This window comes from Pseudomonas sp. 10C3 (assembly GCF_036346185.1).
Lineage (GTDB): Bacteria > Pseudomonadota > Gammaproteobacteria > Pseudomonadales > Pseudomonadaceae > Aquipseudomonas.
This window is the reverse complement of sequence record NZ_JASJVE010000038.1, coordinates 1-23,225: the sequence shown is the minus strand read 5'-3', so window position 1 is coordinate 23,225 and position 23,225 is coordinate 1. Positions and strand designations below refer to the sequence as shown.

The 23,225-nt window shown below is 59.9% G+C and carries 25 protein-coding genes and 1 pseudogene; 14 read left to right on the top strand and 12 right to left on the bottom strand.

The features are described 5' to 3' along the window. Nucleotides 1-7 precede the first annotated feature (7 nt). Nucleotides 8-4,333: a DEAD/DEAH box helicase gene (locus tag QN399_RS24705; RefSeq protein WP_330201820.1), complete on the bottom strand. Its 4,326-nt coding sequence runs from the start codon at nucleotides 4,331-4,333 to the stop codon at nucleotides 8-10. Between the two features lie 200 nt (nucleotides 4,334-4,533). Here QN399_RS24705 and QN399_RS24700 point away from each other — a divergent pair, with 200 nt between their 5' ends. Then, the gene (locus tag QN399_RS24700; protein ID WP_322182309.1) at nucleotides 4,534-5,418 is read left to right on the top strand and encodes a sugar nucleotide-binding protein; all 885 of its coding nucleotides are present in this window, start codon (nucleotides 4,534-4,536) and stop codon (nucleotides 5,416-5,418) included. Beyond that, complete coding sequence (locus tag QN399_RS24695; protein ID WP_322182307.1) at nucleotides 5,411-6,340, top strand: NAD-dependent epimerase/dehydratase family protein; 930 nt, start codon at nucleotides 5,411-5,413, stop codon at nucleotides 6,338-6,340. Before QN399_RS24700 ends, QN399_RS24695 begins: the two co-directional genes overlap by 8 nt. Nucleotides 6,341-6,401: 61 nt before the next feature. Here the strand turns inward: QN399_RS24695 and QN399_RS24690 are convergent, their stop codons facing one another. The 5 genes from QN399_RS24690 to QN399_RS24670 form a co-directional block, all read right to left on the bottom strand. Beyond that, complete coding sequence (locus QN399_RS24690; protein WP_322182304.1) at nucleotides 6,402-7,070, bottom strand: OmpW family outer membrane protein; 669 nt, start codon at nucleotides 7,068-7,070, stop codon at nucleotides 6,402-6,404. Between the two features lie 104 nt (nucleotides 7,071-7,174). Beyond that, nucleotides 7,175-7,711 carry a DUF3299 domain-containing protein gene (locus QN399_RS24685; protein WP_322182302.1) on the bottom strand — a complete coding sequence of 179 codons (537 nt, stop codon included), beginning with the start codon at nucleotides 7,709-7,711 and terminating at the stop codon, nucleotides 7,175-7,177. 11 nt (nucleotides 7,712-7,722) lie between these two features. Further along, nucleotides 7,723-8,988, bottom strand: coding sequence for an ABC transporter permease (locus QN399_RS24680; protein WP_322182300.1), 1,266 nt, complete (start codon nucleotides 8,986-8,988; stop codon nucleotides 7,723-7,725). Between the two features lies 1 nt (nucleotide 8,989). Next, a complete protein-coding gene (locus tag QN399_RS24675; RefSeq protein ID WP_322182298.1) occupies nucleotides 8,990-9,700 on the bottom strand; it encodes an ABC transporter ATP-binding protein in 711 nt (236 codons plus the stop codon). 24 nt (nucleotides 9,701-9,724) lie between these two features. Then, nucleotides 9,725-10,324, bottom strand: coding sequence for a DUF2796 domain-containing protein (locus QN399_RS24670; RefSeq protein WP_330201819.1), 600 nt, complete (start codon nucleotides 10,322-10,324; stop codon nucleotides 9,725-9,727). Between the two features lie 143 nt (nucleotides 10,325-10,467). On the opposite strand from QN399_RS24670, the gene QN399_RS24665 reads away from it, so the two are divergent. Further along, nucleotides 10,468-10,809 (top strand): hypothetical protein, encoded by a 342-nt coding sequence (locus QN399_RS24665; RefSeq protein WP_330201818.1) that lies wholly within the window; start codon nucleotides 10,468-10,470, stop codon nucleotides 10,807-10,809. Here the strand turns inward: QN399_RS24665 and trxA are convergent. From trxA to QN399_RS24650, 3 genes are all read right to left on the bottom strand, one after another. Continuing rightward, on the bottom strand, nucleotides 10,806-11,678 hold the full coding sequence (gene trxA / locus QN399_RS24660; RefSeq protein WP_330201817.1) for a thioredoxin: 873 nt from the start codon (nucleotides 11,676-11,678) through the stop codon (nucleotides 10,806-10,808). The genes QN399_RS24665 and trxA overlap by 4 nt on opposite strands. 70 nt (nucleotides 11,679-11,748) lie before the next feature. Further along, entirely contained in the window at nucleotides 11,749-12,411 is a 663-nt protein-coding gene (locus QN399_RS24655; RefSeq protein ID WP_330201816.1) for a 50S ribosomal protein L11 methyltransferase, read from the bottom strand. Then, on the bottom strand, nucleotides 12,408-12,857 hold the full coding sequence (locus tag QN399_RS24650) for a hypothetical protein (RefSeq protein ID WP_330201815.1): 450 nt from the start codon (nucleotides 12,855-12,857) through the stop codon (nucleotides 12,408-12,410). The genes QN399_RS24655 and QN399_RS24650 overlap by 4 nt, the downstream gene beginning before the upstream one ends. Before the next feature lie 227 nt (nucleotides 12,858-13,084). Here QN399_RS24650 and nrdR point away from each other — a divergent pair, with 227 nt between their 5' ends. The 11 genes from nrdR (at nucleotide 13,085) to QN399_RS24595 (ending at nucleotide 21,144) form a co-directional block, all read left to right on the top strand. Continuing rightward, complete coding sequence (gene nrdR / locus QN399_RS24645; RefSeq protein ID WP_322182286.1) at nucleotides 13,085-13,549, top strand: transcriptional regulator NrdR; 465 nt, start codon at nucleotides 13,085-13,087, stop codon at nucleotides 13,547-13,549. A 41-nt stretch (nucleotides 13,550-13,590) separates the two neighbouring features. Next, entirely contained in the window at nucleotides 13,591-14,691 is a 1,101-nt protein-coding gene (gene ribD, locus QN399_RS24640; protein ID WP_322182892.1) for a bifunctional diaminohydroxyphosphoribosylaminopyrimidine deaminase/5-amino-6-(5-phosphoribosylamino)uracil reductase RibD, read from the top strand. 46 nt (nucleotides 14,692-14,737) lie between these two features. After that, on the top strand, nucleotides 14,738-15,406 hold the full coding sequence (locus tag QN399_RS24635; RefSeq protein WP_322182284.1) for a riboflavin synthase: 669 nt from the start codon (nucleotides 14,738-14,740) through the stop codon (nucleotides 15,404-15,406). An 18-nt stretch (nucleotides 15,407-15,424) separates the two neighbouring features. Beyond that, on the top strand, nucleotides 15,425-16,516 hold the full coding sequence (gene ribBA, locus QN399_RS24630; protein ID WP_322182282.1) for a bifunctional 3,4-dihydroxy-2-butanone-4-phosphate synthase/GTP cyclohydrolase II: 1,092 nt from the start codon (nucleotides 15,425-15,427) through the stop codon (nucleotides 16,514-16,516). Nucleotides 16,517-16,649: 133 nt separating this feature from the next. Beyond that, nucleotides 16,650-17,126 carry a 6,7-dimethyl-8-ribityllumazine synthase gene (gene ribE, locus QN399_RS24625; protein ID WP_322182280.1) on the top strand — a complete coding sequence of 159 codons (477 nt, stop codon included), beginning with the start codon at nucleotides 16,650-16,652 and terminating at the stop codon, nucleotides 17,124-17,126. Further along, nucleotides 17,123-17,620: a transcription antitermination factor NusB gene (gene nusB, locus QN399_RS24620; protein WP_322182278.1), complete on the top strand. Its 498-nt coding sequence runs from the start codon at nucleotides 17,123-17,125 to the stop codon at nucleotides 17,618-17,620. Before ribE ends, nusB begins: the two co-directional genes overlap by 4 nt. Before the next feature lie 72 nt (nucleotides 17,621-17,692). Then, entirely contained in the window at nucleotides 17,693-18,658 is a 966-nt protein-coding gene (thiL, locus tag QN399_RS24615) for a thiamine-phosphate kinase (protein WP_322182276.1), read from the top strand. Continuing rightward, nucleotides 18,655-19,158, top strand: coding sequence for a phosphatidylglycerophosphatase A (locus tag QN399_RS24610; protein WP_322182274.1), 504 nt, complete (start codon nucleotides 18,655-18,657; stop codon nucleotides 19,156-19,158). Before thiL ends, QN399_RS24610 begins: the two co-directional genes overlap by 4 nt. 140 nt (nucleotides 19,159-19,298) lie before the next feature. Next, nucleotides 19,299-19,916, top strand: coding sequence for a GTP cyclohydrolase II (ribA, locus tag QN399_RS24605; protein WP_322182272.1), 618 nt, complete (start codon nucleotides 19,299-19,301; stop codon nucleotides 19,914-19,916). Then, nucleotides 19,913-20,332: an MFS transporter gene (locus tag QN399_RS24600; protein ID WP_322182270.1), complete on the top strand. Its 420-nt coding sequence runs from the start codon at nucleotides 19,913-19,915 to the stop codon at nucleotides 20,330-20,332. The genes ribA and QN399_RS24600 overlap by 4 nt, the downstream gene beginning before the upstream one ends. Further along, nucleotides 20,332-21,144, top strand: coding sequence for a cobalamin-binding protein (locus QN399_RS24595; RefSeq protein ID WP_330201814.1), 813 nt, complete (start codon nucleotides 20,332-20,334; stop codon nucleotides 21,142-21,144). The genes QN399_RS24600 and QN399_RS24595 overlap by 1 nt, the downstream gene beginning before the upstream one ends. Nucleotides 21,145-21,448: 304 nt before the next feature. Here QN399_RS24595 and QN399_RS24590 read toward each other — a convergent pair whose 3' ends face one another. The 3 genes and pseudogenes from QN399_RS24590 to QN399_RS24580 form a co-directional block, all read right to left on the bottom strand. Then, entirely contained in the window at nucleotides 21,449-22,066 is a 618-nt protein-coding gene (locus QN399_RS24590) for a hypothetical protein (RefSeq protein WP_322182266.1), read from the bottom strand. Then, nucleotides 22,066-22,452: a hypothetical protein gene (locus tag QN399_RS24585; RefSeq protein ID WP_322182264.1), complete on the bottom strand. Its 387-nt coding sequence runs from the start codon at nucleotides 22,450-22,452 to the stop codon at nucleotides 22,066-22,068. The genes QN399_RS24590 and QN399_RS24585 overlap by 1 nt, the downstream gene beginning before the upstream one ends. After that, nucleotides 22,449-23,225, bottom strand: a pseudogene (locus QN399_RS24580) (hypothetical protein); the annotation flags it as partial. The gene QN399_RS24585 and the pseudogene QN399_RS24580, both read right to left, overlap by 4 nt.

Genomic DNA, 23,225 nt, shown 5'->3' with positions numbered 1-23,225 from the left:
GCTTGGGTTAGTGCAACAACCGATCCCTTATCTGTGCCGCCGTCACCGAATCCAGCTCCAACCAATACTGTGGTTTACCGGAAATGATCGCTGCTGCCGGGATGCCATCGCGGTAGATCAGGCGGTTACCGGCCAGTGTCGGGACTTTGCTGCCGGGTAACAGTGTGCCGACCAGATTCAGTGGGTCGGCCCCGCACAGGCTTATCAGGCTACCGTCGAGCGGGCGTTTGCGGATTTCCCGTAGCAGCGGAATGGCTTCAGGCAAGGCGAACTGCTCGCCCGCCAGGCCACTGACAAATCGCCCCCCTCGAATCTCGCCACGTGCTTCCAGTCGATGGAAGGTGCGCAAGAGTTCGCGCCAGCTGGGCAACCAATCGGCCTCGCGCTCCAGCAAGCGCCAGAACACCACGCCGTATCGGCGCAGTAGGGTCATGGCGATATGTTCCAGGGTCGGCGCGGCAGTCTGTTGCGGTCGAGGGCTATTATCACTGGGGGCTGGCGTAGGTGAACGGCGGAGCAAGGCCCAGCGACCGGCATCGTCCATGCCCCCAATAAACGCGCCACGGTTGCGGCGGCTGGTGTGTGCAGAGCGTTTGCTGGCGGGAGTGATCAAGGCGCGCAGGCCGGCAAAGCTGTCGGCGTTCACCAGCCCGGCACCGACTAACTCCTGTAATGCGGTTTCCAGTTCGGTGCGCAGTAGATGGGCTTCGTGCAGCAGCTCATCGAAGAACAGTGCGCCATGACTGACCAATGCTGCGTGAACTTTCTGCGCTCGCAGGGATAACGCTGCAGGCGAAGGCTGCTCGGTCAGCTCACTCCACAGATTCACCTGGTTTCGGGGCAGCAGCACGATAGGCGTACTGCGCAATGCTGCAGCGCCAGCTTTATTGCGCGGCGCCAATCGCGTCCACACCACTTTGCCCGAGCGGCACAACTCGTCGAGCCAGGTCAGCGAATAGTCCTTGAGTCGGGCCGGAAGAATGTCACTGTCCCAGGTGCTGGCAGCCGCCGAATAGCCTTCGAGTTGATTCACGATCTCGGGCAATGCGGCTTTTCCCTGGCTGCGGGTGGTGCTGGACAGGTGCTGCCAGTCGAATAAAAAGCGCATAAAATCCTGTAGCGACACCGGTTCGATTTCCCGGCGCAAGCGTTTGACGGTATAGCGATGAATGCGCGCCAGTAGATGGCGTTCGCACCATTGATCCTCGGTCGCGCCGGGGCTGAATCGTCCGCGCAGCACGTACCCTTCGCCTTCCAGTCGAGCCAGCGCCTGTGCCACGTTGGCGATGGGCAAGGCCAGGGGCTCGGCGATCTCATGCAGCGGTAACGGGCCTAAGCCACCGAGGCGCGCCCGAACGACTTCCAGCGTGGCCTCGTCTTCGTTCCAGCGGTCATCGAAACCGGGCAGCGCCTGCAACGACGGATGCATTTCTGCCTGTGGATAAACCGCGCGCAGGCACGTCAAACGTTCCAGTGTCAGCCACAACGCATGCTCGGGGCTGACCTGCAGGCGTGTTGCGCGCCCGGAAGTTGCCAGGGTTTCCAGCCACGCCAGCCAGTGTGGATGTTGACGTGCTTCGGCACCGCTGATGCAACTCAGGCTCATCAACGCCTCGTGCATCTCATCAATGTTTTGCGGCTGCGGCCATGCTTCCTCACACACTGCAACAATCGCGTCAGCGTCCAGTGCGCCCAAGTCATCGGTTGATTGCGGGTCGCTCCAGCGCCGGTTGAGCACCGCCTGCGTGCGGCGCTCCTCCAAGGGTGCATCGTCAAGAAAGGCGTAAGGTCGAGCACTGAGAATTTCCGCCGCGAGGGGCGAGGGCGCGGGGAGGTCAAGGCTGATCAACCGCACCTGGCCCTGTTCCATGCGCCGCAGCAGCGCCAGCCAGCCTTCGCAGTCCATGGCCTCGTGCAGGCAGTCGTCGAGGGTTTGTTCGATCAGTGGGTGATCGGGGATTTCACGTTCACCGACCACATTCTCCAGGCACGCGATCTGATCGGGAAACACGGTCGCGATCAGGTCTTCACTTTTCATCCGTTGTATTTGCGGCGCGACCTTGTGTCCTCCGACGTAGCGCGGCAGGGCCAGCGCGGTGCTGGCGTTCCAGCGCCAGCGCACGCCAAACAATGGCGCATCGAGTACGGCCTGAATCAGCAGATGCTCGGCACTGTTGGCGTTCAGATAACGCCAAACCTCATCCAGCTCGAAGCTGTGGCTGGTCGATAACGACAGCACGATAGCGTCTTCGCTGGCGGCGGCTTGCAGCTCGAAATTGAAGGTGCGGCAAAAGCGTTTGCGCAACGCCAGGCCCCACGCGCGATTGACGCGGCTGCCGTACGGCGTGTGGATGATCAGTTGCGTGCCTCCCGACTCATCGAAGAAACGCTCCATGATCAGGGTGTCTTGCGACGGCAAGGCGCCCAACGCCAGGCGGGCTCGCGCCAGGTAATCGACCACTTGCCCGGCGCTGGCCAGATCGAGTCCGAGGGTACCGATCAGCCAGTCGATGCACGGCTGTAGATCGCCGGGGCTGGCGCTGAGTAGCTCATCGATCTGCGCTTGCAGGCGCGCCACGGCAAACGACAGCTCGGCACTGCGCCCCGGTGCTTCACCGAGCCAGAACGGGATGTTCGGTGGCTGGCCCTGCGCATCCTCGACCCGCACCCGACCGGTTTCAATGCGCAGGATGCGGTATGAGGTATTGCCCAGCTGGAAGATATCGCCAGCGATGCTTTCCACGGCAAAGTCTTCGTTCACCGTGCCAATGTTCAGGGCTTGCGGTTCCAGTATGACGCTGTAATCGGCGTTGTCCGGAATCGTGCCGCCGCTGGTGATAGCGGTCAGTTTGCTGCCACGTCGCCCGCGCAGGGTGCGAGTCAACGCGTCGCGGTGCAGGTAGGCACTGCGTACGCCCTGACGGCCGCTGTAACCTTCGGCGAGCATGCGCAGCAGCGCCTGATAATGTTGGTCATCAAGGGTGGCGTAGGGCGAGGCCTTGCGGATCATGTCCAGCAGCGCTTGCTCCTGCCATTCCTGGCAACTGACTTCGGCGATGATCTGCTGCGCCAACACATCCAGTGGCGCGTGGGGGATGATCACGGTGTCGAGTTCGCCACGCCGCACGCAATCGAGCAGTGCGGTGCATTCGATCAAGTCGTCGCGTGACGTGGCGAACAAGCGGCCTTTTGGCGTGCCGCCGACCTGATGCCCGGAGCGGCCGACCCGTTGCAGGAACCCCGAGATGGAGCGTGGCGATGCAATCTGGCAGACCAGATCGACGTCACCGATATCGATGCCCAACTCCAGCGATGCAGTGGCAATCAGCACCTGCAAGTCGCCACGCTTGAGGCGTTGTTCGGCGTCCAGTCGATGTTCTTTCGCCATGCTCCCGTGGTGTGCGGCGACGGCGTGTTTGCTAAGACGCTCACTCAAGTGCCGGGCCATGCGCTCGGCCATGCGCCGGGTGTTGACGAAAATTAGCGTGGTCCGATGCTCGCGGGCCAGTTGCGCCAGGCGGTCGTACACCAACTCCCAGACATCGTTGGCCATGACCGCGCCCAGTGGCACAGGTGGCACCTCGATCCCCAAATCGCGTGGGCGGGCGTGACCGATATCGATAATTGCGCAGGGCCGTTCGACTGGATCGCTGCCCACTAGAAAGCGTGAGACGCGTTCGATGGGTTTTTGCGTGGCGGACAGACCGATGCGCAGCAACGGCTCGGGGCACAGCGCCTGTAATCGCTCCAGGCTCAACGCCAGATGACTGCCGCGTTTGCTTGAGGCAATTGCGTGGATTTCATCGACGATCACTGTACGGGTGCTGGCGAGCATGCGCCGACCTGAGTCCGAACCGAGCAACACATACAGGGATTCGGGGGTGGTCACCAGAATATGCGGCGCGGTTTTGCGCATCGCCGTGCGTTCTTTTTGATGCGTATCACCGGTGCGCACGGCCGTGCTGATGCGCAGTTCGGGAAGGCCCATGCGCGCCAATTGTTCGGTGATGCCGGTCAGCGGATTCTGCAGGTTGATCTGGATGTCATTGGACAACGCCTTGAGCGGCGACACGTAGACCACAAACGTCTGGTCTGGCAGCTCGCCGCCATGCTTCAGGCCCTGATGCACCAGATCGTCGAGTACCGCAAGGAAGGCGGTCAGGGTTTTGCCGGAGCCGGTGGGCGCGGCGATCAAGGTCGAACGCCGCGCCTTGATCAGCGGCCACGCCTGCGCCTGCGCGGCCGTCACCGCCGGGAATGTGCTGTGAAACCAGGCACTGACGGCGGGGTGGAACGCGCCCAGAACCGGGTCCGGAAGGCTGAGAAGAGTCATCAGTGATTTATGCGGGCGGTGTGATCAAGATGCAAGAGGGCGCAGGATTGGCCCGATCTGCGGGATCACTTGTCTGGGCTGGCACGGCTGCAAACCCCGGCAGGCCTTGCACCTCTTGGGGGATAGGTTCCAACGTGTTATGTTTGCAGACGTTTTTTGACTCTTTTTGAACTGATTCTGACACCGAGCCTGCTGACTCTATGCGAATGCGCCTTATGCTGTTGGGCGGCGGGAATGCCCTCGGGCAGGCGCTGATTCGTCTGGGTGCCGAGGAAGACATTGGTTTCCTCGCGCCACGTCCACCGGAAGCCGGTTGGGACGCTGCGAGCCTGACGCAACTGCTCGACGACACCCGCCCCGATGCCTTGATCAATCTTGCTTACTACTTCGACTGGTTTCAGGCGGAGACAGTGAGCGAGGCACGTTTGGCTGTCCAGGAACGCTCTGTCGAGCGCCTTGCCGAACTGTGCCAGCACCACAATATCGTGCTGTTGCAACCGTCCAGCTATCGAGTATTCGATGGCTCGCGAGCAACCGCCTACAGCGAAAAAGACGAACCGATACCATTGGGTCAGCGCGGTCAGGCGTTGTGGCGCATCGAACAAAGCGTGCGCGCGACCTGCCCGCAACATGTGCTGCTGCGTTTCGGTTGGTTGCTCGATGACAGCCGGGATGGTGTGCTCGGACGTTTCCTTGCACGGGCTGAGTTGACTGAAGAAATACCGATGGCCGATGACCGTCGCGGTAATCCGACACCGGTCGATGATGCGGCGCGGGTAATTATTTCCGTGCTCAAACAACTCGATTGTGCGGCGCCGCTGTGGGGCACCTATCACTACGCAGGCCACGAAGCGACCACGCCACTGGCGTTGGGGCAGGCGATCCTGACCGAAGCGAGGTTGTTGCACCCACTGGCCATCGAAGCTCCGACCGCGCGGGCTCACGCCGCGAGTCCCGATGCCAGCGAAGAGCCGCAACACGGGGTGCTGGCCTGCAAGAAAATCCTTCATACCTTTGGCATCAAGCCTCGTGCTTGGCGTGCGGGTCTGCCAAGCCTACTGGACCGTTATTATCGTCATGGTTGATGCACCTGTCTTAGTCACCGGCGGCGCCGGCTTCATTGGCTCGCACCTAGTTGATGCCTTGCTCGACAAGGGTTATGCGGTACGTGTTCTGGACGACCTGTCCACCGGCAAACGCAGTAATCTGCCGCTGGATAATCCGCGCGTTGAATTGATCGAAGGCGATGTCGCCGATGCGGCATTGGTCGCGCGCGCTGCCATAGGCTGCCAGGCTGTTGCGCACCTCGCGGCGGTGGCATCGGTGCAAGCGTCGGTGGACGACCCGGTGCGCACGCACCAAAGTAACTTTGTCGGCACCCTGAACGTTTGCGAGGCCATGCGGCAGGCGGGGATCAAACGTGTGTTGTTCGCCTCCAGTGCTGCTGTTTATGGCAATAATGGCGAAGGTGAGTCAATTCTCGAAGACACGCCCAAGGCACCCTTGACGCCCTATGCGGCGGACAAGCTGTCGAGCGAGTACTACCTGGATTTCTACCGTCGCCAGCATGGTCTGGAACCGGTGGTGTTCCGTTTTTTCAATATCTTTGGTCCGCGTCAGGATCCGTCTTCGCCTTATTCCGGGGTGATCAGCATTTTTTGCGAACGTGCTGAAAAAGGGCTGCCGATCGCGATTTTCGGCGACGGTGAACAGACCCGGGATTTTGTCTATGTCGGCGATCTGGCGTCGATACTGGTGCAGGCGCTGGAACTGCCGGATGTCGAGGCAGGCGCAATCAACGTTGGCCTCAATCAGGCCACCACGTTGAATCAGTTGTTGATGGCTTTGTCGCAGGTGCTGGGTGAATTGCCTGCAATCACCTACCTGCCGGCGCGCTCCGGTGATATCCGCCATTCACGGGCCAACAATCGACGATTGCTTGAACGCTTCAAGTTCCCTGAGCCAACGCCACTCAGCGTCGGTCTGGCGCGCTTGCTCGGGCGTTAATTCGCTGACGCAAAAAAGGCACCGCGAAGGTGCCTTTTTTATACGTGCCTTTCGGGGCGCGTTAGAACTTGTAACCGACACCAACCATGTAAACCCATGGATCAACGTCAACATTGACCTTGACGCGGTTAGCACCCAGGTCTGTGGTTGCTGTGGTGTTGATATCGATATACCAGACCGAGGCGTTAAGCATAATGTGGTCTGTCAGCATGTAATCCGCGCCAATTTGACCGGCCAAACCGACGGAATTTTTCAGTTTCAGGTTGCTGAAGCCTTGATCCTTGCGTTCGCTGGTCAAGTCTGAGCCGAAGAACATGGTGTAGTTCAAGCCGATGCCAGCGTAAGGCTGGAACTTGGATGTAGATTCCATAGGGTAGTACTGCAACGACAAGGTCGGTGGCAATTCTTTGATGTCTGCAAGCTTGCCATCCAGCGCGCCGAGGCCTTTAACTGCAACGGTGTGTTTGAACGGCGTAGCCGCCAGCAACTCAAGGCCGAAGTGGTTGGTGAGCATGTAAGCCACTGCGAGACCGAGCTGAGTATCGCCGTCTACGGTCGCTTTCGTGCCCGAAATTTTAGTACCGTCGAGTTTCAGATTTCCGCTAGAGTCATCTGGGGAAACTCTTGCCGCACCCGCACGGACGATGATGTCACCGGCTTCGTGGGCGTGGACGAGAGGTGCGCTGAGCGCTAGCGCGAACAGGGACGCGCTGAGCAGTGACTTGTGCATGATTGCTCCATTAGACATTAGTTGTGGCGATGGCTAATGATAGGGCCTGCATGGATGGGTCCTTTTGACCCAGCGCAATGAAATTGCCATGAGGCAAAAAAATATCAGGACTCAGGCAACTCATAGACGTAAATCTTGTCGGCCTCCATTTTGTAGCCTGCATCGGCCAGTTCGCTGGTGGAGGCTTCGACCTTCATCGTGCCTTCGATCCAGTAAGGCTGATACAACTCATCGAGTTTTACGCCGACCTTACTGGTGACATGGACGATCTGATTAGAGGGCGGTGGCGGTACGTGGATGCAGGCCCCGAAGTAGGGCACCAGCAAAAACTCGGTGGCCCGACCTTCTTCGCTGACTTCCAGTGGCACGATATAACCTGGCAACCTGATCTGTTGACCGTCCAGTGAATTGACCACGGGTGCGGACGGCGATTGCTGCTTTGCAGCAGGCGCGGCTTCGGCAGACAACGCATCGGCCATGCCGGACAAGTTATGGATCGGCGCCGTTTGTGGGGCGATCACCGGGGCGTCTGGCGGAATCATCTGCGCCCATGTCAAGTCCTTTGGCGGCGCAGCCAAGAGTGGCGTCGTGACCAGTAAGGGCGCGATCAGCAGCAACAGCGCAAGCAGTGGGCGCGACATGATAGATGTCCTCATAAACGAATCGACAGGCCGTCAGCCAACGATTGGCGGTACGCGCGCCAAGCTGGCACGGTGCCCATCAACAGCGCGGCGCAGAGGATACCACCGAGCAGGGTCCACTCGTATTCAGTGGGCAGCGACAGCGGCAAGAACAGGCCGTAATTGGACTGCACGTAACCCTGAGCGCCCGCGATTCCAACGTACAGCAGGACCAGGCCGCTGACCACGCCAGTCAAGGCCAGAGCGAAGGCTTCGAGAATCAACAAGCTTGCGATATGCCAGGGGCGAGCGCCTACCGAACGCAGGATCGCCATTTCGCGCCTTCTTTCATTGAGGCTGGTCAGGATTGCCGTAAGCATCCCGATCAACCCGGTCAGCACCACGAACAGCGAAATCACGAACAGCGCTTTTTCGGCGGTGCCCATCAGGCTCCAGAGCTCCTGCAGGGCCACGCCGGGCAGAATCGCCAGCATCGGTTCACCCCGGAACTCATTGATATCGCGCTGCACGGCGAAGGTCGAGATTTTGCTGTTGAGGCCAAGCATGAATGCAGTGATCGCTGTCGGCGTCAGGTCCATGTTGCGTGCCTGATCAGCGCTGACGCGCCCGGCGCCGTGGGCCGGTACGCCGTTGTGCCAGTCGACATGAATCGCTTCCATGCCGCCGAGGCTGATGTGCAGCGTGCGGTCCACCGGGGTGCCGGTGCGTTTGAGAATCCCGACCACCGTGAACGGCTTGTCGTCGTGTTTGACCAGACTGACGACCGCGACGCCGTGAGCCAGTATCAGCTTATCGCCCAGCTTGTACTTCAAGGCGTCGGCGACTTCGGCGCCCAACACCACTTCGAAAGGGTCAGTGGCAAACGGACGACCGTCGGCCAGCTCCAGATGTTGCTGGCGGCCGAACTGGTAGTGCTCGAAGTAGGACTCGTTGGTGCCCATGACACGATAGCCGCGGTGGGAGTCACCGAGGGAAATCGGGATCGCCCACTTCACGTGAGGGTCGTTGGCGAAATGCTCGAAGCTGTCCCAGCGGATATTGTTGGTGGCGTTGCCGATGCGAAACACCGAATACAGCAGCAGGTTGACCGAGCCAGACCGGGCGCCGACGATCAGGTCGGTGCCACTGATGGTGCTGGCAAAACTGGCGCGTGCTTCAGTGCGCACGCGCTCGACGGCCAGCAACAAACAGACTGACAGGGCGATGGCGAATGCAGTGAGAAAGGCCGTGAATCGGCGGTTAGCCAGACTGGCCATGGCTAGGCGAAACAAATACATCTCAGACCTCTGCGGCGACGGCGGCGCGATTGAGTTCGGACAGCGACAGGTTACGGTCGAACAGCGGTGCTAGGCTTTGGTCATGGCTGACGAACAACAGACTGGCTCCGGCGTCGCGGCACTCGGCGAACAGCAGGCGAATAAACGCCTCGCGGGCATCGGCGTCCAGTGCGGACGTTGGTTCGTCGGCGATGACTAATTCCGGTTGGCCAATCAGTGCCCGGGCCGCAGCGACCCGTTGTTGCTGGCCGATGGATAACGAGTCTGCGCGGCGACTCAGGAGTGCCGGGTCTTTCAAACCCAAATGCGCAAGCAGCGTTGCGGCGGCCTGATCGACACTGCCATGGCGCTGGGTCGCGCGCGCGGTGCGCAGCTTAGAAAAGCGGCAGGGCAACTCGACGTTTTCACGCACTGACAAGAACGGCAGCAGGTTGAACTGCTGAAAAATATACCCGGTGTGATCGACCCGGAAACGGTCGCGGCCTCCGGCTGATAGTTGTGTCAGCTCCTGACCCAGCAGGCGAATGCTGCCTCGGTTGGGTTTCTGCACGCCGCCCAACAGCCCCAGTAAGGTGGTTTTGCCACTGCCACTGGGGCCTTTCAGGAACAAGGTTTCACCTGGCTCCAGACGAAATGCAGGGATATCCAACAACGGTGCGTGACCGGGCCAGGAAAAGCCAAGATCGGACAACTCGATAAGTGCTTGGGTCATTTGAGGTGTGTCCACCGGGGGTTATCAGAACTTCAGCGTGGCGTTTTCTGGCGTTGCTTCAACACCCTGCTGACCACTCGGGGCGATCAGTTGTACCTGAATTTTATGGGTGGCGGGGAAGGTCTTGAAGAGTTGCGTCAGGTCGAGCTTCTTCAGTGCGGACGGTGTGTCGCACATGAATTGGTAATGCGCATGGATCTCGCTGTGCTCGTGGTGGTGCTCTTCACCTTCGCCCTTGGCGTGATCATCATGGCCTGCATGGTCGTCGTCATGATCGTCGGCATCCGGTTTGTCGCCGAACAGCGGGCTTTCCAGTTTTTGTGTCATCACTGCGCACTTGGCCGCCAATGGCAGATTGAACAGCGCCTGCGACTTCAACAGCAGTTCGCGGGCCTCGGCGACCTTGGCTTTGTCTGCATCGGTGCTGGCAGGATGTTCGAAGCCAACGATGTTCATCGAAGGACTGCGCAGCTCGAATTCCAGCGTCTTGCCGTCGAGTGCTATATCCAGCTGCGCGACACCGTGCTCGTGAGCGCCGAGACTGGCATGCTCCTTTTCTTCGGCGGCATGAGCAATGGCCAGTGGAAGCAGGGCAAAAGGCAGGGCGAGCAGCAGGCGGCGCATAAAGAATCTCCGGGCATGGCATGGATGTGGAAAGATGTTATGTGATCTTATAACAATTTTAAGGCGCTGACACATTGCATGCGATGGTAAATTCACCTTCGTGCGAATGCTCGCACCGAACCACACATTGAGGAACAACACCCATGCTGCGTATCCGTGGAACCATCGGCGAGTGGCCCGTGGACTTGACCTTGGAATTGGATGAGGGCGACTGGGCCCGGCTGGGTGCGCAATTGCAGACGATGAAACCTGCGACTGAGCAGGCGGCTGCGTTGCCCGTCAATCAAGACGACGCGGTCTGGCAAATCGCCAAAGAATTACTGCGCAAGGCCGGGCAAATGAGCGGGCCGGACTTACTCAACCAGTTGGAAGGCCTGACGGGCAGCACGGCAGCGGGAAAACGCCTGATGGTGCGCATGCGTCACAGTGCCGAGGTCAACGTTGTGAGCGGCACAGATGCACCGCTCTATAGTTGGGGCAGTTAATACAGTGCAGCAAACAGCTTGCGACGGTAAGTGGTGACCAGCGGGTGATCGTTGCCCAGCAGGTCGAACACCTGAAGCAAGGTTTTGTGCGCCAGGCCTTCGGCGTAGTTGCGGTTGCGGATGAAGAGCTTTAACAGGCCATCCAGTGCCGCATCGTATTGCTGGCGGGACAGTTGCTGGATCGCCAGTTGATAAGCGGCTTCATCATCCAGAGGATTCTGCGCCAGGCGGGTCTTCAGGTCGGCGACGTCGGGCAGGTCGGCTGCTTCGCGCAGGAAGGTCAGTTGTGCACGTGCGCCAGCGAGCTTGGCTTTATGGGCGTCACCTTTGACCGCCTCGAGCACGCTCTGCGCTTCTGCCAGTTCGCCGCGTTCGGCCAGGCAGCGGGCGTACAGAATCAGCGCCAGCGCATTAGTGTTGTCTTCGCCCAGCAAGGCTACGAGCACGCTCTCGGCGTCGGCGATCCGGCCTTCAGCGAACAGCGTTTGTGCTTGTTTGAGCGGGTCGGCCGGGGCAGGTGGCGGCATGTTTACGTGGGGTTCCAGGGTTGCCCGAATAGCCGACTCCGGCTGCGCACCGGAAAAGCCGTCTACCGGCTGGCCGTCCTTGAACAGCACCACGGTTGGTAGGCTGCGGATGCCGAAGCGGGCGACGATGTCCTGTTCTGCGTCGCAGTCGACCTTGGCCAGCAGCAACTCACCCCGGTAACCCTCGGTGATTTGCTTGAGGACCGGCATCATCGCTTTGCACGGCGCGCACCATTCAGCCCAAAAATCCACCAGCACCGGCGTGAGGAATGACTTCTGGATAACCAGTTGGTCGAAGTCGGCGCTGGTTGCGTCGAAGATGTACGGGGTGTCCTGGCTCATCGCTAGTCTCGGAAGTCGTTCAATGGCGGCAACTATAAAGGTCGCGGCGTTTTGTCGAAAGCGGTGCGCGTCAGGCCGGGTCGCGGCACGCGTGATAAAGGCTGACGTTACGAAACTCCGCAGGCTCGGCCAGGTCGGGCAGGGTGTGGGCTTCAAGCATCGCTAATCGCAGATAAGCGGGGTGCTGAAAGTCGCGCACCCGCGAGTCGGCCACTAATGCCTGGCGGCCACGACTGAGGAATTGATCCAGTAATGGCAGGTTGGCGCGGTCATACAGCACGTCGGCGACCAGGATCAGGTCGAAGCGGTCGGTCTCGGCGAAAAAATCTGCCGAGTAGCTCAGGTGCACGTCATTCAGCCGGGCATTGGCTTGGCACGCGGCGAGGGCCAGTGGGTCAAGGTCGCAGGCCACCACCTCCAGCGCGCCAGCTTTTACTGCTGCAATCGCGGCTACGCCAGAGCCTGAACCGAAATCCAGAACGCGTTTGCCCGCCACCCACTGCGGTTGTTCGGCGAGAAAACGGGCCAATGCCAGACCGCTGGCCCAGCAGAAACTCCAATACGGCGGATCTTCAAGAATGCGCCGGGTTTCTTCCGGGCTGAAGGCGCGATCCATGTTGTCGGCATCAATCAGCCAGAGCTTCAAGGCAGTGCCCGGCAGCTCAGTGGCAACCAGCTGCGCGTCGCCGAGCAGTTCGCTCAACGCCCGTTGCAGGTCATGCGGAGGGGTCATGGCGCCGGTACGAACTGCAACGGGCCCATCGCCTGGGTGATGGCTTCATTGATACGCACCGAGGGCAGGTGCAGGGTCAACTGGCCGGACTGACTGGCACGGCCGCGCAACTCGACGCGCACACCCGCCGGAAAGGATTCCGGGTTGAAGCGCAGCTGGAACGGCAGGGACTGGTTGTTGCCGATCAGCTTGGTGCTGGCCAGCAAACGTTGCGGGCGGCTGCGCTCATCAATCAACAGCAGCGCCAGCTCGACTTCCGCGCCAGCCGGTACGCCGAGCAGTTGACCACTCAGTTCCCGTTGATAAGGCAGTAAAGGGCCAAGACTGGCAGCGGTTTTAATCACTTGCGTCGGTTGTGATTTGGCCGCGACAGGTTTGGGTGGCTCGCTGCTACAGGCGACCAGCAGGCCGACAAGACTGAGCAAAACAAGCGGTCGTAGCGACATGAACAGCTCCAACAGAACAAAAAAATCAGGGGGCGACCGAGGCGCGTCGTGCAGTATTGCCCAGCCGTATAAATTTCACACCGCCTGCCGCGCGACTATATACCGCAAACCTTGAGTATTGTCTTGCCAATGGGATGCGCCAGGAGAACGCCGCAATTAGTTGCAGCGCTGGAAATAAATGACGACTCGCCCTACCATGAGCCTCCCTTTTTTTGTTGCCTGCCACCATGCACTGTCCCTTTTGCGGTGCCAACGACACCAAGGTCATCGACTCGCGCCTCGTCGCCGAGGGCGAGCAAGTGCGTCGCCGTCGCGAATGCCTGGCCTGCGGTGAGCGTTTCACCACCTTCGAAACCGCCGAACTGGTGCTGCCACGCCTGATTAAACAAGACGGCAGTCGTCAGCCTTTCGACGAAGAAAAACTGCGCGCGGGCATGCAGCGGGCGCTGGAAAAGCGCCCGGTCAGCGTCGAACGTCTGGAAGCCGCATTGGCGCGGATCAAGCACAAACTGCGGGCGACCGGTGAGCGCGAGGTCAAATCGCTGGTGGTCGGTGAACTGGTGATGTCTGAGCTGCAGAAGCTCGACGAAGTGGCGTATATCCGCTTTGCCTCGGTTTACCGGCGCTTCCAGGACCTCAATGAGTTTCGCGAAGAAATCGACCGTCTGGCCCGCGAACCGGTGAAAGAGTGAGCCTGCCATCGACTGAGCAGAGCGCTCTGGACCACCATTACATGGCGCGCGCACTGGAATTGGCGCGCAAAGGCATTTACTCCGCGCACCCCAACCCTCGCGTGGGTTGCGTGATCGTGCGCGATGGACAGATCGTCGGCGAGGGCTGGCATGTTCGCGCCGGTGAGCCGCACGCCGAAGTGCATGCGCTGCGACAGGCGGGCGACAAGGCCCTCGACGCCACCGCTTACGTCACCCTCGAACCTTGCAGCCATCAGGGGCGGACTCCGCCGTGTGCCGATGCATTGGTCAATGCCGGGGTCGCGCGCGTGGTTGCGGCCATGCAGGACCCTAATCCTGAAGTTGCAGGCAAAGGCCTGCTGCGGTTGATGGCGGCAGGGATTTCCGTGCAGAGCGGCGTGCTCGAAGGCGAAGCCCGGGTGCTGAACAAAGGTTTCTTGAAACGCATGGAACACGGCCTGCCTTACGTGCGGGTCAAAATGGCGATGAGCCTCGACGGGCGCACGGCGATGGCCAGCGGCGAAAGCCAATGGATCACCGGCCCTGCCGCGCGTTCAGCGGTGCAGCGCTTGCGTGCGCAATCAAGTGTGGTGCTGACTGGCGCCGACACGGTGTTGGCAGACGGTGCGCGCCTGACGGTGCGTCCGGATGAGTTGGGCCTGGGTGCCGAACTGACTGCGCTGGCCGTCACCCGGCCGCCGCTGCGGGTGTTGATCGACGGGCGCTTGCGCGTGCCCCTCGACGCGCCATTCTTTCAGGCTGGCAACACGCTCGTCGTAACCTGCGCGGCGGCTGAGGCGCGTGAGCGTTATCACGACCAGGGCCATGAAATGCTGGCGTTGGCCAACAGCGAAGGGCATGTTGATTTGCGCAAGCTGATGCACGAACTGGCCGCTCGTGGCGTCAATGAAGTGCTGGTTGAAGCAGGCCCACGATTGGCTGGCGCGTTCACGCGGCTGGGGTTGGTCGATGAGTATCAGATTTTTATCGCGGGCAAGTTCCTCGGTTCAACGGCTCGGCCGCTGCTCGATCTGCCGTTGGCGCAGATGAGTGAGGCGCCAGCGCTGAAAATCGTCGAAATGCGCGCGGTGGGTGACGATTGGCGAGTGATTGCCATCCCCGTGACCGCTGGCAGCGTATAATTTCCGGCCATCGCATAGCGCTGGCCTTGTTCTCGTGGAGGACCACATGTTTACCGGCATTATCGAATCGATCGGCAGTATCCGCGCTCTGACCCCCAAAGGCGGGGATATCCGCGTTTATGTGGCCACTGGCAAGCTTGACCTCAGCGACGTAAAACTCGGCGACAGTATTGCGGTGAACGGCGTCTGCCTGACCGCCGTCGAGTTGCCCGGTGACGGCTTCTGGGCCGATGTCAGCCGCGAAACTCTCGATTGCACCGCTTTCGTCGACCTGAAGACCGGCAGTCCGGTCAATCTGGAGAAAGCCCTGACGCCGACCACGCGGCTGGGTGGTCACCTGGTCAGCGGGCATGTCGACGGTGTCGGTGAAGTTCTGTCCCGCGAAGAAAATGCGCGCGCTATCCAGTTCCGTATCCGCGCACCGCGTGAGTTGGCCAAGTACATTTCGCACAAAGGCTCGATCACCGTCGACGGCACCAGCCTGACGGTGAATGCGGTCAATGGCGCTGAGTTTGAACTGACGATTGTCCCGCACACCCTGGCTGAAACGATCATGGCCGAATACCGGCCGGGTCGTAAGGTCAACCTTGAAGTGGACTTGCTGGCGCGTTATCTGGAACGTCTGTTGCTGGGAGACAAGGCCGCAGAGCCGAGCGACTCATCAGGCGGCATCACCGAAAGCTTTCTAGCCGCCAATGGCTACCTCAAATCCTGAACCGAAAGGGGGTGCCTTGTGGCGCTCAACAGCATTGAAGAACTGGTTGAAGACATCCGCCTCGGCAAGATGGTCATCCTCATGGATGACGAAGACCGTGAGAACGAAGGCGATCTGATCATGGCCGCCGAGTGCTGCAAGGCCGAGCACATCAACTTCATGGCCAAGCATGCCCGTGGCCTGATCTGCATGCCGATGAGCCGTGAGCGTTGCGAACTCCTCAAGCTGCCGTTGATGTCGCCGCGTAATAACTCCGGTTTTGGCACCAAGTTCACGGTCTCCATCGAGGCTGCTACCGGCGTTACCACGGGTATCTCCGCTGCCGACCGCGCCCGCACGGTGCAGGCTGCTGCCGCGAAAGATGCCACGGCCGAGGATATCGTCAGTCCTGGTCATATTTTCCCGCTGATGGCTCAGGCCGGTGGCACTCTCTCGCGAGCTGGCCACACCGAGGCTGCCTGCGACCTGGCGCGCATGGCCGGTTTCGAACCGAGCGGCGTGATCTGCGAAGTGATGAACGACGACGGCACCATGTCCCGTCGCGCCGAACTCGAAACTTTTGCGGCCGAACATGGGATCAAGATCGGCACCATCGCCGACCTGATTCATTACCGGATGATCCACGAACGTACCGTTCAGCGGATTGCCGAGCAGCCTTTGGACAGCGAATTGGGCCAGTTCAATCTGGTGACCTACCGCGATTCGGTCGAAGGTGACGTGCACATGGCGCTGACCCTGGGCAACATCTGCGCCGAAGAACCGACCCTGGTTCGCGTGCACAACATGGACCCGTTGCGCGACTTGCTGATGGTCAAGCAGCCCGGCCGCTGGAGCCTTCGGGCTGCAATGGTCGCGGTCGCCGAGGCGGGCAGTGGCGTGGTGCTGTTGCTGGGTCATCCGCTCAATGGTGACGTCTTGCTCGCGCATATTCGTGACACAGCCGAAAACGTGCCGGTGAAAACCCCGACCACGTACAGCATCGTCGGTGCCGGTTCGCAGATTCTTCGTGACCTGGGCGTGCGTAAAATGCGCCTGATGAGTTCGCCAATGAAGTTCAATGCGATATCCGGTTTCGATCTGGAAGTTGTAGAATACGTGCCCTCCGAATAAAGACCGGTTGGACGCTGTGTGAAAGCCTGAAAGACTTTCACTCGTTCTGTCCGACAGTCTGTAATTGGTGGCCTAAAATCCCTCAAAGCGCGCCGATTGGGCGTGCTTGCTCTTTAAGACGAGACTCACCCGAATGACCCTGAAGACCATCGAAGGTACCTTCATCGCTCCCCAAGGCCGCTACGCCCTGGTGGTTGGCCGTTTCAACAGCTTCGTCGTCGAAAGCCTGGTGAGCGGTGCCGTTGATGCACTGGTTCGCCATGGCGTGAGCGAAAGCGACATCACCATCATCCGCGCGCCGGGTGCCTTCGAAATTCCGCTGGTAGTGCAAAAAGTTGCTCAGCGCAGCGAATACGTCGCGATCATCGCCCTGGGCGCTGTGATCCGTGGCGGTACGCCGCACTTCGAATACGTGGCAGGCGAATGCGTCAAAGGCCTGTCTCAGGTTTCCATGGAGTTTGGCGTGCCGGTATCTTTCGGCGTGTTGACGGTTGACACCATCGAGCAAGCCATCGAGCGTTCCGGCACCAAGGCCGGTAACAAAGGCGCCGAAGCTGCACTGTGTGCTATCGAAATGGTCAGCCTGCTTTCTCAGCTGGAGGCCAAATGATTTCCGACGAAAGCGACCAGTTCAACCCGCGCGACGAAAAAGATCCTGCAGTCGCCAAGAGCAAAAGCGCCAAGCGTCGCGAAGCGCGTCAGCTTGCGACTCAGGCGTTGTATCAGTGGCACATGGCTGGTCATTCGATCAATGAAATCGAGGCGCAGTTTCGCGTCGATAACGATTTCACTAATGTCGATGCCACGTATTTCAGTGAATTGCTGCACGGTGTACCGTCCAACAAGACCGAGATCGATACGGCTCTCGTGCCTTGCCTGGACATCACCCTCGAAGAGCTTGACCCGGTTGAACTGGCGATATTGCGTCTGTCCACCTACGAGCTGCTCAAGCGTGTCGACGTGCCGTATCGCGTTGTGATCAACGAAGGCATCGAGCTGGCGAAAGTCTACGGCTCCACTGACGGCCACAAATTCGTCAATGGCGTTCTGGACAAACTGGCTCCTCGCTTGCGCGAAGCCGAAGTGAAGGCTTACAAGCGCTAAGAGGCTCTGGATGAGAAGTGCCTGAGCCTTGCTTGGTACCTTTCTATTCCAGATCCCCGGCGCCTGCATCCTATGGGTGAGTTCGAGCTGATCCGCAATTTTTTCGCCGCTGCGCCGTGTGCGCAGACGGGTGAGGGAGTCGTATTGGGGATCGGCGACGACTGCGCCTTGCTGGCGGTGCCGCCCGGCGAACAGCTAGCGATTTCTACCGACACCCTGGTTGTCGGGGTGCACTTCCCCGAGGCCTGCGATCCCTTCCTGCTAGGTCAACGTGCCCTCGCGGTGGCTGCCAGCGATCTGGCCGCCATGGGCGCAACCCCACTGGCATTCACCCTCGCCCTGACACTGCCCGACGTCGATCCTGACTGGCTGCAAGCCTTTGCGCACGGTCTGAACCTGATGGCGCAGAGCTGCTCGCTGAGCCTGGTGGGTGGCGACACCACCCGTGGGCCATTGAGCCTGACCATGACCGTGTTTGGACGCGTTCCTGCGGGTCAGGCGCTGACCCGCAGTGGCGCTCGACCGGGTGATCTACTGTGTGTCGGTGGTCCACTGGGCGATGCGGCGGGAGCTTTGCCATTGGTGTTGAACCAGCGCAGTGCCGAGGCCTCTATCGCTCACGCGTTGCTGGCGCAATACTGGTCGCCGCAGCCACAGTTGGCGCTGGGTCTGGCCTTGCGCGGCAAGGCCACGGCGGCGCTGGATATCTCCGATGGGCTATTGGCCGATTGTGGGCATATTGCCTTGGCCTCCGGCGTGCGTGTGGTGGTCGAGCGCGATGCGTTGCCTCTGTCAGCCCCCCTCACAACGTTTCTTGGGCTGGAAGCAGCTCGGAACGCGGCGCTTAGCGGGGGCGATGATTATGTCCTGGCGTTTACGCTGCCAGCGTCGCAACTGGCCGGGCTGCTCGCCGCCGGATTTTCGGTGCATGTGGTCGGTCGGGTTGTGGCGGGGCAGGGTGTGGCCTTGATCGATGGCGCTGGGCAGGACGTCACTCCGTCGACACGGGGCTATCAACATTTTCGGGAGACTCCGTGACAGATCATCCAAAGCAGGTCCCTGCGGATCAGGTTCCACCCTCGGTGTGGACCAATCCCTGGCATTTTCTGGCGTTCGGTTTCGGCTCCGGTACGCTGCCCAAGGCGCCAGGTACCTGGGGCTCCCTGGTCGCCCTGCCGTTCATTCCTCTGTGGCAAATGCTGCCCGATTGGGGCTATTGGCTGATGCTGGGCATCACCATGCTGTTCGGCTTCTGGCTGTGCGGCAAGGTCGCCGATGACCTGCGTGTGCACGACCACGAAGGCATCGTCTGGGACGAAATGGTCGGAATGTGGATAACCCTTTGGCTGGTACCGGAAGGATGGTACTGGTTGTTGGCGGGGTTTTTGATGTTCCGCTTCTTCGACATTCTCAAGCCGTGGCCGATTCGCTGGATCGATCAAAACGTACACGGCGGCGTGGGAATCATGCTCGACGATGTGCTGGCCGGCGTTTTTGCCTGGCTGGGGATGCAGGCGCTCATGTGGGCATTCGCTTAAACGTCTCAGGCGTCTGCGAATGACTGATCGAGTCTATCGATCTTGATAGGTGATAATTCAGCCTAAGCGTGTGTCAGACGCTGCTGTTACAATGCTGTCTCTGCGAATCTCCAGTCCTCAATATGATCAGGAGCACAACGGTGCCCGTCGTCTTTGTTGCCGCTTCCAAGCTACCCACCCCTTTTGCGCAATTTACCATGCACGGTTTTCTCGAGCAGGCAACCGGGCGTGAGCACCTCGTACTCAGCCTCGGTGATGTGGCTGATGGCGAGCCAGTGCTGGGCCGATTGCATTCCGAGTGCCTGACCGGTGATGCCCTGTTCAGTCAGCGCTGCGACTGCGGCTCGCAACTGGAAGCTGCGTTGCGTGCCATTGCTGCTGAAGGTCGCGGCGTGTTGCTGTATCTGCGACAGGAAGGCCGCGGCATTGGTTTGCTGAACAAAATCCGCGCCTATGAGTTGCAGGACGGCGGCGCCGACACCGTTGAAGCCAACGAACGTCTGGGCTTCGCCGCCGATCAGCGTGATTACGCGATCTGCCTGCCGATGCTCGAACACATGGGTGTCAAATCCCTGCGCTTGATGACGAACAACCCGCGTAAGGTCAAAGCCTTGACCGACATGGGGATTACCGTTGCCGAGCGCGTGCCGCTGCACACCGGGCATAACCCGCACAACAAAGTCTACCTGGCGACCAAGGCCGGCAAGCTCGGCCACATGATGGGCAACGAGCATCTGGACGAGGCAGATCGCGCGTGACGCGCAGTAATGTGCGTCGTCGCCTGGCACTGGCCTGGTGGTGGCAACTGTTCCTGACGCTGGCGCCGCTGGTGGTGGTCAACGGGTTTTTCGGCCGCAACGAAGCCATTATTCCGGTGTTGGCAATGCCGATTTTTATTGCCGGCATCGCATCGATGTTTGTCAGTTTGCGCTTCTTTGGCGCCTACAAACGCGCCTTGATCGCCACAGAAAAATCCCTGAATAGCCCTGAAGAACCTGCTGCCTGGATCGAACTCGCCGCCCGTCGTCGCACCGCATTTCTTGCTGCCGGCCTGCCGGCATGGATCTCCGCCTTGGCAGTATTCGTCGGGCTGGAGGCGGTGCCGTTGTTCCTGCTGGCGTTTTCCAGCGTGGTGCTGCTGTACCTCTATCGCATCCCCCGCCAATTGGGCTGATGAACCGGCTCTTCGCTTGCCTGCTGCTGGCGTTCGTCAGTCCGGCACAGGCTGTCGAACGTGTGGTCAGCCTCGCACCATCACTCACTGAAATCGTTGTCGAACTGGGCGCAAGCGACCTGCTGGTCGGCGTGCTCGATGGCGGCGAACGTCCGCCCGAGGTGGCCGGGCTGCCATCAGTCGGTCGCTACGGCCAGTTGGAAATGGAGCGTCTGCTCAGCCTCAAGCCTGATTTGTTGTTGCTCTGGCCCGGCAGTGTCGGGGTTGCCCAGCGCACGCAATTAACGCACCTGGGTATCCCGACCTATACCGTCGAACCGCAAAGTCTCGACCAGTTGGCGGCTCAGTTTGAGCACGTCGCGGCGCAGTTGGGGCGCGCGGAAGCCGGACAAGGAATGGCTCAGGTGTTCAGCACCCGGTTGAACGCACTGCGTCAGCGTTACCGACGAGAGGTGCCGTTGCGGGTGTTCTACCAAGTGTGGGATCGCCCGCTGTACACCGTTGGCGGCGGGCAGATCATCAGCGATGCGCTGAAGGTGTGCGGGGGTGAAAACGTGTTCGCCGACCTGCCGCTGGCGGCACCGCAGATCAGCCTGGAGTCGGTGTTGCAACGCAATCCCGATGTCATCCTGGCAAGCAGCACCGCACAGCTCGATGCCTGGCGCGTGTGGCCGCAGATCGCAGCCGTTGCTCATGGGCAACTGTTACAGATTCCGGACAACGGCCTGGAGCGACCCAGCGGGCAGATGCTCGATGCCATCGAAAAGCTTTGCGAAAGCATGGCGCTCTACACCAACGGAACCAAGCGCTGATCCCCGCAGGAGATCCCGTCCCGTTTTTGTGCCGCAATCATTGTTCCCAACCAGTGCCGCAATCTCGACTCGGTTGAACGAACCCAGCGCCGGTAAACAGCCATGTACCCGAAGTGTTAAACAAGACCAGATTTGGCTACCGCTGCGAGCCCACACATCACCAATAGCAGTCCCCAGCCGGTCCGATGCAAAATGATCAGTTTGCGTTTAAGGTCGGTAGGACAGTTCTTTAGATCCTCCGCGCTAGCCCCTCCAAAATCGATTAAACCGACACGGAGGAAGATTTTGTCAGCAGTACTTACGCTCATTGAATGACCTCGTAAATTGCTTCTCCTATTAGTTCACCTCCCATCCCTCCGATAGCACCCGCTGCGAAAGAGCCTCCTCCGATTACCACAATGCCGCATACAAGCGTTCCTACCCAAGCAGTGGGCACCCCGAGAGCAACACAGATAGCGCCAGTCCCAGCAGCGCCTAAATACGCACCAACGGCAGCACCCCCTGTAACCCCGCCGATAAAACCTCCGCCTTCGGTGTATTTCACTTTTTCGCAGGCCTCGGTATTGCCCGCCGTGCACACGTCTTGAACTTTCATGTACGAGGCGCCGCCGCCGACGGCGGTGCCGACCCAGCCACCGTATTTGACGTACTGGGAAGCCTTGGCGACGGCGCCTATGCGGGTGGCGTAGCCGGGATTCTGGCCGAATCCGCCCGCTCGCCCCGCGCGATTTACCAGGCTGCGGCTGGAAATACCCAAGGCAGTTTTTAGCTTCGGGTGGTCGGGGAAGCCGATGCTTTTTTTGGTCAGCGAGGTGAGTTGGGTATTGAGCGGAGCAAACAGCTCCTTGCGCTTGGCAAAAAACTCTGGTGAACGCAGATGTCCATGCTTCTCAAAGGTGCTTGTATGTAAGGACTGAAGCACTAGCCACGACCGAACATGGCGTATACCCCAAGTCCACACATTACCAATAGGAGCGCCCAACTGACCCACTGCATAACAACCAGTTTGTGTTTTAAGGCAGCCGGGAAATTTTTTAGGTCCTCGGCGCTTGCCGCTCCATTGCGGAGAAAAACACTAGGCACGACCATCAGCCCCATTATTAACCCAAATACATGCAGGCGCCCCCAAGGGCCCGTATCTATTAAAAACACGCGAATCATAACCGCGGGGCAGTTTTTCAGGTGAACCAACATCAGGTCCATCCTGGTGTAGGCCAGATGCAGCGCTATACCAATCCAAATGAAAAGCCCTCCAAAATCGATTAAACCGACGCAGAGGAAAATTTTGTCAGCGGTACTCACGCTCATTTGGTGGCCTCGTAGATTACTTCACCTATTGCGTCACCGCCCTTCCCTCCAAGAGCACCTGCTGCAAAAGAAACTCCGCCGACTCCTACGACGACCACAAGGCCACACATAAGAGTTCCTACCCCGGCAGTGGGCGGCCCGATAGCGGCGCAGATAGCGCCAGTCCCAACAGCGCCTAAAGCCGCACCAGCGGCAACACCACCCGCGACCCCACCTGCAAAGCCCCCACCTTCGGTGTATTTCACCTTTTCACAAGCCTCGGCATCACCCGCTCTACACACGTCTTGAACCTTCATGTACGAGGCGCCACCGCCGACAGCGGTGCCGACCCAGCCTCCGTATTGGACGTACTTGGAGGCCTTGGCCACGGCGGTAATGCGAGTGGCATAGCCGGGGTTCTGGCCGAACCCGCCCGCTCTTCCTGCGCGATGCACCAGGCTGCGGCTGGAAATACCCAGAGCAGTTTTCAGCTTCGGGTGGTCGGGGAAGCCGATGCTTTTCTTGGTCAGCGAGGTGAGTTGGGTATTGAGCTGAGCAAACAGCTCCTTGCGCTTGGCAAAAAACTCGGGTGAACGCAGGTGTCCATGCTGCTCAAAGGTGCGCGTATGCAAGGCTTCTATCTTTTTCAGCAGAAGTTTCACTTCGTCCAGATTCTTGGCGAAAACCGCCGTTCCTACGCCGACCGCAGTGGCGCCATGCGTGAGGAAGGATTCGATTTCGTCACGGTGGCGGGCCATGAAATCGGCCTCTTCCGGGCTAAGGTCCGCCAACGC